This window comes from Bradyrhizobium sp. ARR65, from assembly GCF_000472385.1.
Taxonomy (GTDB): Bacteria; Pseudomonadota; Alphaproteobacteria; order Rhizobiales; family Xanthobacteraceae; genus Bradyrhizobium.
In genome coordinates this window covers 156,886-169,345 of sequence record NZ_AWZU01000006.1, presented here as the reverse complement: position 1 = coordinate 169,345, position 12,460 = coordinate 156,886, and the positions used below count along the sequence as shown (strand labels likewise).

The window sequence follows — 12,460 nt, the reverse complement described above, 5'->3', positions numbered from 1 at the left end:
GCTTGAGCATGCGACAGCGAAGGCTTCGCGCAAGTTGGCAACCAGCGAGCGGATGCACGAGCGCATTCTCGCGGCGCGCTCGCACCCGAGTTTTGCGTCGACCCTTGTCCCTCCGAGATGAGAGGGCGCAGGGAAGGCCGGGTGGCCGCTGCACCCGGGCCCCCGCGCGAAAAAATGCGCGAGGTGCGCGTTGACCACAGGTACAGGCGGTAATCACTCCGGCCTTCCCTGCGCAGTGGTTTACGGCTTACTTCGGGCTCTCCCCGGTGAACCAGCTTGATTGCCACCGTCGCCGGCGCGATGGATAAGCATCGCGGCCGGCTTGACGCCTGCATGGGCGCGCCAGGACCACCCGACTTCGCCGTCCGCGACGACAGCCGCTCGTCTGTCGGCATCATCGCGGCCACCGCATCCCGCCTCGCGTTTCGTGACGATCGCGATCCGCCCCTCTTCATCGAGGCGGGACGCTCATGAGGATGCATAAACTTCTGAAAAAACGAAAGACGAATATTTTTGCGCGAAGGACTGGACAACCCGGATCGTCTTGCGTGGCTTTGCGAAATTGGATTTTTCGCGCCAGCGATTTTGCAGGCCGTCGACCGCCTCGACGCTGCATCCTGCGCGCACTCGTGTAATTGTTCGCTTCGGCCGATTCGCCCGTCGTGCACCCGCGCGGGGGGCATCTGAAAGCATCGCTTCGCCCGGCTATTCGATCTGAGAACCGGCCGACTTGACGATGAGACCCCACTTCTCCGTCTCCTCTGCGACAAACCTCGCATAATCCTGGACCGATCCGGGAAGCACCTTCGCCCCCAACTCGGCGAAGCGGCCGCTCAACTTGGGATCGCGGAGACCGGCATTGACCTGCTTGTTGAGCTCCGTGACCACCTCGGCCGGCGTGCCCTTCGGGGCATTGAGACCATTCCAAATCGTCGCATCGTAGCCCTGCAGAAACTCGGCCATGGCCGGCACCCCCGGCAACGCTGGAGACCGTTCCGCCGCGCTGACGGCGAGCGCACGCAAGGCGCCGGTCCTGATGAACCCGATCGAGCCCGGCAAGGTGGCGAAGTAGACGTGCACCCGGGCCCCGATCAGATCGCTGATCGCCTCGGCATCCCCCCGATACGGGACATGCTGCATGCGGATGCCGGTCATCGCCTTGAACAGTTCGGTGGCGACGTGCGGTGGGCTGCCCACGCCGCTGGAGGCGAAGTTCAGCCGATCCGGATTGGCACGCGCTTGCGCGATGAATTCGGGGACGGAACGTGCGGGAAAGGAGGGATTGACGCACATCACGAGAGGCGTGCTGGCGATCCCCGCGACCGGCTCGGTGTCCCGAATGAAGTTGAACTTTAGATTCCTGTAGAGCGTTGCGTTGACCGCATTCGCGGCCGAGGCCACCAGCAATGTGTAGCCATCAGGCGCCGCGCGCACGACCGACTCAGTTGCGAGGTTCGTCCCCGCTCCGGTGCGGTTCTCAACAATGAACGGCTTGCCCAAATGCTGCGACAGCCACTGTGCCATGAGACGCGCGACAATGTCGGTATTGCCGCCGGGCGAGAACCCGACAACCATGATGACGGGTCTCGCCGGATAGGTCGGCGGCGCTGCGGCGGCACGACTTGCGGAAGCGGCAACGACAGCCGCGCCGAGCTGAAGGAATTTCCGGCGCCGGAGCATGATCGCTCTCGCCTGTAGGGGAGCAGACAAGCAGGGCTTGCCGATCCCTCGCTTTCCTGAATTTCAGCTTTGCCGGCATCCGGCGATTTAAGTCTATCTCAATGGCGGTAGCGGCGGCAATAATCCATGACGATGTTCATGAAGACCTGGGCCGCCGGCGACAGCGAGCGGTCGGTCGCAGAGCAAATGCAGAATATCAGGGGATCCGAAGCAAACTCCCGGACCGCTGCCGCTTTGATATGTCCGGCCGCCAATTCCTTTTCCACTGCAAAGCGCGGCAGCAAGGTACAATGATTGCCGATGCTCGCGACCTCCTTGACGAGGGCCAGCGAGTTCGTCACGCAAAAGGTTGCGGGCTCGAAGCGATGCTTGACGAAGACACGTTCGAGCTGCTGTCGCAACCCGAAAGACGGCTCGGTGAGCACAAAGGGAAAACCTTCGAGTTCGCGAAGCGACAGGAGCTTCCGGCCTGCAAGCGGATGCACGGGCGAAAAGGCTGCGACCATTCTGTCGCGGAATACTTCCAAGCGCGTGATCGTCTCGCGCACCGGTGGATTGAGGATGAGGCCGATTTCCGCGGTGCCTGCAACCAACGCCTCCATCGCCTCGTCGGTGCTGCTCATTCTCACGTTGAAAGTCACGTCGGGATATTGGGTGTGAAACCGGTTCAGCACGGGCGCCACGAAGCTCTCGATGGCGGTCTGGAAACAGTAGACATCGACATTACCGGCCTGGAGGTCGGCTAGCGCCGCGATGTGAGATTTCACACGCGAGAACTCGCGCATGACGCCATCGATCTTCGACAACAGAATTTCTCCGGCCGGCGTCAACTTCATGCCCTGGGCGCGCCGGTCGAAAATCGGCGCGCGGAGCTCATGCTCGAGCTTGGCAATCTGGCGGCTGATGGCCGACGGTGACACGTGCAGACGATCGGACGCGGCGCGTATCGAGCGGGCGTGGGCAGTGGCACTGAAATAGCGAAGGGCCGTGAAATCCATCGGCTCACCTCTTGCCATCAGTCTCTTGCCGTCAGGGCCGCGGCAGGCGTTGCATTTTGGGCAACGAAATGGTGCCGAGATTGATATGGCATCAACACAGGTCCGGGTCAATTGTTCGGCCGCGACTAAACCCACCCAGCGGAGAACACCATGCCCTTCATTCATATGTTGCCCGACCCCGGGATGAACTACACGTTCAACCGGCCGCTGCTTGACGGCACGTCACCCGCGCGCCTCAAGGAGCTCAGCGCGATCGCACCACGCATCAAGGACTACGATTCCTGGTACACCGTTTGGCTCGAGGTCGCCAAAAAAGCGGAAGCCGAGAAGCGGCACCTTGATGCTGCCTCCTACTATCACGGCGCGGAGTTTTATTTGCCAGCCGGCGACGTTCGCAACGGACTCTACGACGACTTCGCGCGCAACTGGGCTCTCGGAATGAAAGGCGTCGCCGGTTACGAGCGCATCGCCATTCCGTATCCTGGCGGACATCTGCCGGGCTTTAGACTGCAGGCAAGAGGCAAGGAACGCAGCACCCTCATCTTCACCGGTGGATACGATTCGTTCGTCGAAGAATTCTACAACTTCCTCCTTCCACTGACCGAGCTCGGAATTACAGTGATTGCGTTCGACGGTCCGGGCCAAGGCGGTGCGCTGCGGCAAGGAATCTACCTCGACCATGCGTGGGAGAAGCCGGCCAAGGCGGCGATCGACTACCTCGGGCTCGATGCCGTGGATTGGTTGGGCGCTTCTTGCGGCGGGTACATGTCCATCCGAGCGGCGGCGTTCGAGCCGCGCATCAAGCACATCATTTCAATGCCCACCTCGTATTCGGGTCTCGACATGACGCTCAAGCAAATGCGGCCCGGCAAGGCACAGGAACTGATCTCGCGGTTCAAGGCCGGCGACCGCAAAGGGACGGAGGCCGTCGTGGCCGAGGAGCGCTTGCCGAGCTCCGTGTTCGAATGGTGCATCGTGCAGGGCATGCACATTACCGGCACGAAGACGCCATTCGATTTCCTCACGGCGATTGCGAAGCACTCGCTCGACGGGATCTTGCACAACGTCAAACAGGATATTCTGCTCACTGAAGGCGAGCAGGATCATCTGTTCAATGTCGACTGGGTCTACCGGACCATGCGCGAGCTCGTCTGCGCCCGGTCCGTGACGACGCGGATATTCACGGCGCGCGAGGGAGCGGAGCAGCATTGCCAGCTCGGGAATTCGGCGGTCGCTCGCCACGCAATCGTTCATTGGCTTGCGAGCTTCTACGCCGGCATGCCGGTTGGCGAGAGCACGAAATCGACCAGCGTCGCCGCTTGACAGGCGGACATCGCGAACAGCCGCGGCGCCGCGTCAGGCTTTCGGTCAGCAATCCAAAGCCGGTAGCTGCGCCCTAGCGACATGGTGATCAACATGAACCTGCCATATCCGGTAGCAGCAGCACTTGCCGCGGCGCTCGTCTCCGCGGCCTCCGTGCTCGCCTTCGCGGAATTGCCTGCCCTCTTCGTATGGGCGGCGTTCATCGGGTGGGCAAGCTATGACCACTCCGGCGCGACGGCGCAGGCGGCGATCCGCTCCTCGGCGGCGCTCGTGTTCGGCGTCGCCATGGCGTGGCTGGTTGCTCTCGTGGTGTCGTCCGGCGTGCTGCTGCTGGCGCCGACAGCGTCGACCATGATTGCGGCCGGCATCGCTTCATTCCTGATCGTCATCGCTTCATGCATCAAACCGCTGAGGATCGTGCCGGCCGCCTTCTATGGCTTTGCTTCCACATTTGCATATCTCAGCCTCTCGACTGGAGCATTCAGTGTTGCGGCATTGACCTCGTTCAATTGGAAGAATGCCCTGCTCTGCGTATCGATCTCACTGCTGTTTGGCACGGGCCTCGGTGCGATGCATGGTTCGCTGGCCGTCCTTCTTTCATGGCGCAACGGAACTTCGAGACTTTCAAGTCCGTCGGGGAGCGCGCACGCTCCGGTGCGCGGCATGCAATGACCGAGGTGACGACCATACTCGCGTCGCTGGCGCCCATATTCCTGGTCATGGCGCTGGGCTATGCAGCGGGCCAAACCCGAGAGTTCGACAACCACAATATCGGTTCGCTAAACGCCCTGGTCATGGACTTCGCATTGCCCGCGGCGCTCTTTACGGCGATGGCGCAAACCTCTCGTGAAGCCATGATGCTGCAGGCACGAATGGCTGCCGTGCTATTCGCGGCGATGGTCGCTCCATTCGTGTTTACATACGTTCTGCAAACCCGCGTGCTTAGAAACGATCGGCGCGAGGCCGCCCTTGCCGCACTCACCGCCTCGGGTCCGAATGTCGGCTCGGCAGGCCTCCCCATCGTGGCAGCCCTGTTCAACAGATCGACTTCGATTTCGGTGGCGGTCGCGGTGGCCGTCGCGGCCATCGTTCTGACGCCACTTTCGCTCCTGCTTCTGGAGTCCTCGAAGAAGAGCGGAGCGCAGAGCATTGGTGCGACGATCAAGAGCGCGCTCGTGAAGCCGATCGTGATCGCGCCGGTTGCCGGCGTGCTGACATCGCTTGCCGGCCTGCCGCTTCCACCGCTCCTCGACTCCACCCTCGCCCTGGTCGGCCAGGGTGCGTCCGGAACGGCGCTGTTCCTCACCGGCCTCGTGCTCTCGGCACAGCGGGTTCAATTCACGGCGAATGTGGGCCTGGTTGCGCTGATCAAGAACATTTTTCAGCCGCTGCTGACAGCGTTTTTGGCATTCACACTGCTCGACGGGACGGAAACACGTGTTGCGGTGGTGCTCATGGCAGTCCCGTCCGGCGCATTCGGCGTACTCTTTGCTGTTCGTTATAATGTTGCGTCCGGCCCGATCGGAACGATGCTGATCGCCAGCACCGTTCTCAGTGTCATCACCCTGACAGCCGCTATCCTGATTTCGGCCGCCTGAGTCGCGCGCACGGGGTTTCCCGCCCCGTGCACCGCGGGCGAGGCGACTGCCGGCGCAATTGGCTAACAGGCAGTCATGGGTCCGGTATCCGGTCGGACGCGCTCCATCCCAGGTAGAACTCGCTACCCATGTCGAATCGGAGTTGCCTAACGTCGCCTCATGTGCGACGATCCGTAGCGGTACAGCGCGCAAAATGACAAGGACCGCACCATGCATGACAGCCTGCCCGAACTCGGTGACCTCGAACGGGAGGTCATGCAACTGGTTTGGGCGCATGCGCCAATCACGGCCGAGGTGGTGCGCGAGAAGCTTGCGCGCAAGCTGAAGGAGTCCACGGTTCGCACCGTGCTGCGCAGGCTGGAGGACAAGGGCTATGTGCGGCACACGGTGGATGGACGCACTTACGTCTACCATGCAGCCGAGCCGCGCGGGCGCGTTGCGGCGAAAGCCGTCAAGCGCATCGTCGACTGGTTCTGCAACGGCTCGATCGAGGAGGTCCTGGTCGGCATGGTCGACAGCGCGATGCTCGACCAAAAGCAGTTGCGCCAGCTTGCCGACCAGGTGGCAAAGGCCAGGGCGAAGGGAGCAAAAAAATAATGCTGACAATTCTGGCAGAGGCGGCGTTGCGCTCCTTTTTGCTGGGAAGCATCGTCTGGACTTGTCTCACTCTTTTCCGCGTGCGGAATCCGCACCTGCAAATGACCTCGTGGACGATCGTGCTGTTTGCATCGTTGGCGATGCCGCTTCTGATGCGCTGGACGGTCGTGACCGTCACCGTCGGCGCCCTGCCGGTGCCCACGACGGAGCATTTCTGGCCCATTGAAACCTCCCCGCCGGAGCTGCTGCAGGGCGCGCTATCGTCGGAGAGCAGCCCGCCGGCCGCAGTCCCCGTCGCGCAACACCAACGCATCGATTGGTTGGCCGCCAATTGGCAGGCCATCGCGATGGCGGTTTACGCCGGCGTTGCCGGCCTGCTGCTGCTCAGATTGGCGCTCGGCCTGCATTTGACTTGGCGGCTGGCGCGCGCAGCAAGGCCGATCGACGAGCCTGGATTCGGGAACGTCCGCATCAGTCCTGCCATTGACGGGCCAGTCACCTTCGGTTCGACCATCCTCGTACCTTCGCAGTTCGACGATTGGGATTTCCGAAAGCGCGAGGCCGTGCTCGCACACGAGGGCGCCCATATCGCCAACCGCGATTTCTACATCCTGCTGCTCGCCTCGCTCAATCGCGCCCTGTTCTGGTTCAGCCCGTTTGCGTGGTGGCAACTGACCCGGCTGGCCGAACTCGCGGAGATCATCAGCGATGCCGAGGCGATCGAGGTCCTCGAGGATCGACTCTCCTATGCGGAAATCCTGCTCGATCTCGTGCAGAACATCGGCCGCATCAAACCGGCCGGGCTCGAAATGGCCAGGGCGTCCACCATACGCACACGCATTGAGCGCATTGTCGCGGCTGTTGCTGTGCCGCCGAGAGCGGCCTGGCGGCAGCGGCTCTGGATCGCAGTGGCGATCGTGCCCGTTGCCGTCGCCTCCAGCGGCAGCATCGCCGATCGCGCGCCGGAGCCGCCGGCGTTCACCGCCGGCCGGCCCGACGATCGGGGAACGGTGCCGGACAACCCCGAGCGCGCCGATTTCTACGCGTTCGGCCCACGATCAGTGCTCGCCATCTTCCGGGAGGGTGATGATCTCTTTGGGCAACTCACCGGGCAACGCAAGCTTCACCTGACGCAGACCAGCGATGGCAACTATTCCTATCCCGCAACCGGCGGCCCGATCACCTTCGCCGTCGATGCCGGGCAATCCGCTGAGCTGACGCTGCACCAGAACGGCCACGATGTGCACGCGGCCCGGATCGTCGCCATGCGCCGCGCGAGCGCCGAAATGAGCACGACACTGCTTGATCAATATGTCGGCTGGTACGAATTGGCGCCGAACCGGGCGCTCGCAGTGACCCGGGACGGCAACGGCTTGCACATACAGGAGACCGGGCGCACGCGAGTGGAGCTGACGACCGACGGCCCCGACGCCTTCTTCAGCGGCGACGGCGATCTCGTCGTTTTCCTGCGCGACGACCAGGGACAGGTGCCCAAGCTCCTGCTGTCCGACCAGATATCCGGAGCGCGCCTTGCGCCGCGCATTGATCAGGCCAGGGCCAGAATCGTCGAAGGCGAGTTTGCGCGCCGGATGACGGAGGTTCCGGATCGCTTCCGCGCACAAACGCCGACGCCCGGAGTGAAGGAGGTGATCCTGCGCGGGATCGCCGACATGCAAAACGGGACGCCGAATTATGACCGGATGAGCGCGACCCTCGCAGCCGCGATCCGTCGTCAGGCCGCTCAGCTGCACGAGGTCTTCGTATCGCTGGGTGCGGTCGAATCGATTTTCTTTCGCGGCGTCGGTCCCGGCGGCTACGACATCTATGGCGTGAAGTTTGCGAACGGGTCCGCGGAATTCCGCGTGCTGCTGGGACCCGACGGAAAGGCCGAGGACGTCCTCTTCCGCCCCAACGGCAATGATGAGCCCGGCGACGTCCTCGCCTGCTCCGGACAACCGAACCTGAAAGCGCAAGCCGGCAATGCGCCGATCAAGATCCAGCTCTTCAACAGCACCGGCGACGACATCCAGCTCTACAGCCTGGACGCCAAGGGAGCCCGGACCACGCATGGCACAATCGCCGATGACAGGTCGGCTGCGTTCTTGACCACCGTCGACAGCACATGGGTCGTGACCGACCGATCGGGACAGTGTCTGGAGATCGTGCTGCCGGGACAGCGCACGCGCTATCACGTCGTCGAGGCATCACGCGGTGAACCGGAGCATGTCGAGCGGCGTACCGCACCGCTCGCGGGCAGCGAGGAGATGCTGCGCGATTATATCCAGGGACTGGACCGCGGTCAGCCGAACTACGATCGCATGACCGCCGAAGTCGCCGCCGAAACGCGCCAGCAGCTTCCCTTCGACCGCGCGATCCTCGCCAAGCTCGGAGAGCTGCGCGCGCTCTCGTTCCGCGGTGTCACCCTGATCGGCAGTGATGTCTACATCGCGCACTTCGCCAACGGCTCGGTCGAATGGCGGATCGGCCTTGCCAAGGACGGCAGTATCGGACGAATCACGCTGGGACCTTCTTACTAGAGCCGCTCGACCGCTGCACCGGCTCGAGGTGAGATCGGAGGATACGGCCGCCGCCGTAAATCGAGCCGAGCTTGCATCATCGGATCTTAAGTGCTACAGTATGTAGCACTACAGCTTGTCACCAAATGTCAAAGCCGGTGGCTGCCGGCAAGCCATCGCTTGAAATGTTGTGAGCACCGCGCATGAGCAGTTCCGTAAAGGCTGATGCCGTTTTCGCGCTTCAACGCTTCGGCATGGGGCCGCGCCCCGGGTCGATCGACGCAATCGCGGCGGACCCGCGCGCGGCGCTGCTGGCAGAACTCGATAATCCACCGCCCTACCCCGCGGCAGCATCCTCCTTGCCAACCAGCGCGAAAGCATTCCGCGCGGTCGCCGACGCCAATGCGAGGCGCCAGGCCAAGGCGATCGTCGCCACGCGTGCTGAAACGGAAGCCGGCAAGCAGCAGATGTCAGCCGGCCCCGCGATGGCCGAGGGCGCTGCGCAAGGCATGAGCGAGGCGGCGCAAAAGACCGCCGCCGAGGCGGTGCCGGATCCGGGGCGGCGGATTTATCTGGATGAAGCAAAGTTGCGGACCGAGGCGGCGCTCAACGCAAACATCGGATTCACCGAGCGGCTGGTCTGGTTCTGGTCCAATCATTTCTGCATCTCCGCCGACAAGATCAGGAGCATGTCGGGCGGCTATGAGCGCGAGGCGATCCGCCCTCACGTGCTGGGCTCCTTCACCGATCTGCTCCTGGCAGCGGAGAGCCACCCGGCGATGCTGTTCTATCTCGACAATCTCGGCTCGATGGGCGCGAACTCTGTTGCCGGCATCAACCGCAGCCGCGGCCTGAATGAGAATTTGGCCCGCGAGTCGTTGGAACTGCACACGCTCGGTGTACGCAGCGGCTACACCCAGGACGACGTGATCAGCTTTGCCAATGTGCTCACCGGCTGGACGCTGGTGCCGCCTGGAGACAATCCGGAGCATGGCGGCGAATTCAGCTTCAACCCCCGCCTGCACGAACCGGGCGCGCAGAGGGTCTTGGGCAAGTCCTACGAGCAGGACGGGGTCGAGCAGGGGCGCGCGGTGCTGCGCGATCTCGCCATCCATCCCGCGACCGCGACGCATGTGGCGAGCAAGCTCGCGCGCCACTTCATCGCCGACACGCCGCCGCAGGCACTGGTCGATGCGATGACCAAGACCTTTCTCGATACGTCAGGCGACCTCAAGGAAGTCGCCAGGACGATGGTCTCATCACCAGAAGCTTGGACGGAGCCACGCGGCAAGTTGAAGCGCCCGAGCGAATGGCTCATCTCGATCGTGCGCGCCGCCGGCCTCACCCAGGCTGATCCCGAGCGGTTCACCGGCGGGCAAGCGCTGCTGGGCGAGCCGTTGTGGCGCCCGTCCTCGCCGAAGGGCTTTCCCGACGACGAGGCGAGCTGGATCGACGGCATGGGACGGCGGCTCGATATTGCCAACACTTTTGCCGAACGGATCGCGGGCAAGGTTGATCCCGAGCATGTCATCGAGAACGTCCTCGGATCCTGCGTCGCAGCCGAGGTGAAGCAGGCGGTCGGTCGCGCCGAAAGCCGCCAGCAGGCACTGGCGCTCCTGTTCATGTCGGCGGATTTTCAGAGGAGGTGACGATGGGTTTTCACCTGGTGAGCCGCCGCGAAGTGCTGATCGGCTCCGGCGCCTTGTTTGCGTGGACGCAATTGCCAAGGCTGGCCCGCGCCGAAGGGCGCGATCCGCGCATGCTGGTGATCGTGTTGCGGGGCGCGCTGGACGGGCTGGCCACGGTCGCGCCGGTCGGCGATCCCGACTGGATCGCGTTGCGCGGCGAGCGCGCGCTGGTGCTCGATGGCAAGACGCCTGCCTTGCCGCTCGACAACTTCTTCGCGCTCAATCCGGCGATGCCGAACCTGCAGCGGCTCTATCAGGCGAAGCAGGCTGCCATCGTGCACGCGACCGCAACGCCCTATCGCGAGCGCTCCCATTTCGATGGCCAGGATGTTCTGGAGAGCGGATTCGTGCGGCCCGGCGCGGTCGACAGCGGCTGGCTCAATCGCGCGCTCCTCGCGCTGCAACCGGAGGGCCGGGTCAATCCGAGCGGGGCCGCCGCCTTCGGAGTCGGTGCGGTGACGCCTCTGGTGGTGCGCGGCAAGGCGCCGGTGCTGTCGTGGGTGCCGCAGAAGCTGCTTGCCGCGAGCGGCGATACGGCCGCGCGCCTGCTCGAACTCTATCAGCACACCGATCCCAAGCTCGCCGTTGCGCTTCAGGCGCGGATGCGGCTGACCGCGCTCGGCGGTGCCGGCATCGAGGATCCGATGGCGAACAATGAGTCGCCGGCGCTGCCGCCCATCGCGCGCGTACGCGCCTATTTCGCGGAAGCCGCCGGCACCGCCGCGCGCTTTCTCGCGAAGGCCGACGGTCCGCGCGTCGGCGCGCTCGGTTTCGTCGGATGGGATACGCATATCAACGAGGGCGCCGCCGCAGGCCAGCTCCACAATCTGCTCGGCGCGCTCGACGGCGCGATTGCCGCGATCGAGAGCAATATGGCAGACGCCTGGCGCGAGACCGTGGTCGCCATCGTCACCGAGTTCGGCCGTACCGCGCGCATCAACGGCACCTATGGCACCGATCACGGCACGGCCACCGTCGCTCTTCTCGCCGGCGGCGCGCTGAACGGCGGGCGCGTGATCGCCGACTGGCCCGGCCTCAAGGTGGAGCAGCTTTACGAAGGGCGCGACCTGAAACCCACTACCGATCTGCGCGCCGTGCTCAAGGGGCTTTTGAGGGATCACCTGCGCGTTGAGGAACGCGCCCTGGCAAGCAGCGTGTTTCCGGACAGCAGCGATGTTGCACCGATGTCCGGGCTTGTCGGCTGAGATCTTGAAGTGAACAACGAAGGAAGCATGCAATGAAGTCACTCGCCGTCATTCTGTCGATCGCGCTGTCGGGCGCCGTCTGGTCGATCGACATCACGACCGCATCCGCCACCAGGATGGACGGCAAATGCTGCCAGTCCTCCGATGGCGGCCGCTCCTACCGCTACAGGATGTCGGTGCTGCGCGCGCAAATCCCTCGTAGCTGCAGCGCCTATGCCGCCTCCTGCATCCGCTTCTCCAGCTCGCGACCCGACAGGGTGCCGATGTGCACGGCCGCGAAAGCGCAGTGCATGCAGAGCGGCACCTATATCGGCCCCTACAGCGGCAGATGGTTCACGGAGATGCAGAAGATCTAGCGGCCTTGGCTACCTCATCCCTGCAGCGCGGGCAGCGCGCGCCGCACGGCGGACAGTGATGGTTGGAAACTTGTCTCGATCAAGCCTGTCGCGCGCAATTTCACGCGTCGCGCTTGGGCGTGTATTTGCCGAGCACGCATTTGTAGCTCTCCAAATGCCATTCGTGATACGGACTTTTTGAAAGCCAATCGGCAATACCAATTTGTGCAGTTGAAGCGCAGGCGGACATGGTGATGCCCGACTGCTCGCTGTTGGTCACGACTTTCTCCAGACAGAGCTGCGCGTTGCAGAGAACTGCGACAAGAGTAACAAGCATTATTGGTCTCATTGATGAAGGATACCCGGTCAACCAGGCTTATGCAGGGTTCGTGCCAGCACATGAGCCCTGGTATCATGGTGATGAATAGGCGGCGCGATCTCGAATCCCAATAATCGCGCCACTAAACCGGGTGCTATCTCGATCCGTCATCGTGGATGACGGGGTTGACTTGAAACTAGA

12 protein-coding genes are annotated in these 12,460 nt (G+C 63.4%); 9 read left to right on the top strand and 3 right to left on the bottom strand.

The window, feature by feature from the left end:
• Window positions 1-276 precede the first annotated feature (276 nt).
• A complete protein-coding gene (locus F758_RS0109920) occupies window positions 277-474 on the top strand; it encodes a hypothetical protein (protein ID WP_024507727.1) in 198 nt (65 codons plus the stop codon).
• 231 nt (window positions 475-705) lie between these two features.
• On the opposite strand, the gene F758_RS0109910 is transcribed toward F758_RS0109920, so the two are convergent.
• Both F758_RS0109910 and F758_RS0109905 read right to left on the bottom strand, forming a co-directional pair.
• Window positions 706-1,680 (bottom strand): tripartite tricarboxylate transporter substrate binding protein, encoded by a 975-nt coding sequence (locus tag F758_RS0109910; RefSeq protein WP_024507726.1) that lies wholly within the window; start codon window positions 1,678-1,680, stop codon window positions 706-708.
• 98 nt (window positions 1,681-1,778) lie between these two features.
• Entirely contained in the window at window positions 1,779-2,678 is a 900-nt protein-coding gene (locus F758_RS0109905; protein ID WP_035721503.1) for a LysR family transcriptional regulator, read from the bottom strand.
• A 150-nt stretch (window positions 2,679-2,828) separates the two neighbouring features.
• Between F758_RS0109905 and F758_RS0109900 the strand changes: the two genes are divergently transcribed.
• From F758_RS0109900 to F758_RS0109865, 8 genes are all read left to right on the top strand, one after another.
• On the top strand, window positions 2,829-4,001 hold the full coding sequence (locus F758_RS0109900; RefSeq protein WP_024507724.1) for an alpha/beta hydrolase family protein: 1,173 nt from the start codon (window positions 2,829-2,831) through the stop codon (window positions 3,999-4,001).
• A 93-nt stretch (window positions 4,002-4,094) separates the two neighbouring features.
• The gene (locus tag F758_RS0109895; RefSeq protein WP_198026448.1) at window positions 4,095-4,673 is read left to right on the top strand and encodes a DUF1097 domain-containing protein; all 579 of its coding nucleotides are present in this window, start codon (window positions 4,095-4,097) and stop codon (window positions 4,671-4,673) included.
• Entirely contained in the window at window positions 4,670-5,599 is a 930-nt protein-coding gene (locus F758_RS0109890; protein WP_024507722.1) for an AEC family transporter, read from the top strand. Before F758_RS0109895 ends, F758_RS0109890 begins: the two co-directional genes overlap by 4 nt.
• A 210-nt stretch (window positions 5,600-5,809) precedes the next feature.
• Window positions 5,810-6,196, top strand: coding sequence for a BlaI/MecI/CopY family transcriptional regulator (locus tag F758_RS0109885; protein WP_024507721.1), 387 nt, complete (start codon window positions 5,810-5,812; stop codon window positions 6,194-6,196).
• Complete coding sequence (locus tag F758_RS0109880; protein WP_024507720.1) at window positions 6,196-8,733, top strand: M56 family metallopeptidase; 2,538 nt, start codon at window positions 6,196-6,198, stop codon at window positions 8,731-8,733. Before F758_RS0109885 ends, F758_RS0109880 begins: the two co-directional genes overlap by 1 nt.
• Before the next feature lie 182 nt (window positions 8,734-8,915).
• Entirely contained in the window at window positions 8,916-10,361 is a 1,446-nt protein-coding gene (locus F758_RS0109875) for a DUF1800 domain-containing protein (protein WP_024507719.1), read from the top strand.
• Between the two features lie 2 nt (window positions 10,362-10,363).
• Entirely contained in the window at window positions 10,364-11,605 is a 1,242-nt protein-coding gene (locus tag F758_RS0109870) for a DUF1501 domain-containing protein (RefSeq protein ID WP_024507718.1), read from the top strand.
• A 32-nt stretch (window positions 11,606-11,637) separates the two neighbouring features.
• Window positions 11,638-11,961 (top strand): hypothetical protein, encoded by a 324-nt coding sequence (locus F758_RS0109865; protein ID WP_024507717.1) that lies wholly within the window; start codon window positions 11,638-11,640, stop codon window positions 11,959-11,961.
• Between the two features lie 100 nt (window positions 11,962-12,061).
• Here F758_RS0109865 and F758_RS0109860 read toward each other — a convergent pair whose 3' ends face one another.
• The gene (locus tag F758_RS0109860; protein ID WP_245286447.1) at window positions 12,062-12,220 is read right to left on the bottom strand and encodes a hypothetical protein; all 159 of its coding nucleotides are present in this window, start codon (window positions 12,218-12,220) and stop codon (window positions 12,062-12,064) included.
• Window positions 12,221-12,460: the final 240 nt, after the last annotated feature.

Coding starts and splice junctions, on each gene's coding strand:
- F758_RS0109910 (WP_024507726.1), bottom strand. CDS start 1,680: ATGCTCCGGCGCCGGAAATTCCTTCAGCTCGGCGCGGCTGTCGTTGCC.
- F758_RS0109905 (WP_035721503.1), bottom strand. CDS start 2,678: ATGGATTTCACGGCCCTTCGCTATTTCAGTGCCACTGCCCACGCCCGC.
- F758_RS0109900 (WP_024507724.1), top strand. CDS start 2,829: ATGCCCTTCATTCATATGTTGCCCGACCCCGGGATGAACTACACGTTC.
- F758_RS0109895 (WP_198026448.1), top strand. CDS start 4,095: ATGAACCTGCCATATCCGGTAGCAGCAGCACTTGCCGCGGCGCTCGTC.
- F758_RS0109890 (WP_024507722.1), top strand. CDS start 4,670: ATGACCGAGGTGACGACCATACTCGCGTCGCTGGCGCCCATATTCCTG.
- F758_RS0109885 (WP_024507721.1), top strand. CDS start 5,810: ATGCATGACAGCCTGCCCGAACTCGGTGACCTCGAACGGGAGGTCATG.
- F758_RS0109880 (WP_024507720.1), top strand. CDS start 6,196: ATGCTGACAATTCTGGCAGAGGCGGCGTTGCGCTCCTTTTTGCTGGGA.
- F758_RS0109875 (WP_024507719.1), top strand. CDS start 8,916: ATGAGCAGTTCCGTAAAGGCTGATGCCGTTTTCGCGCTTCAACGCTTC.
- F758_RS0109870 (WP_024507718.1), top strand. CDS start 10,364: ATGGGTTTTCACCTGGTGAGCCGCCGCGAAGTGCTGATCGGCTCCGGC.
- F758_RS0109865 (WP_024507717.1), top strand. CDS start 11,638: ATGAAGTCACTCGCCGTCATTCTGTCGATCGCGCTGTCGGGCGCCGTC.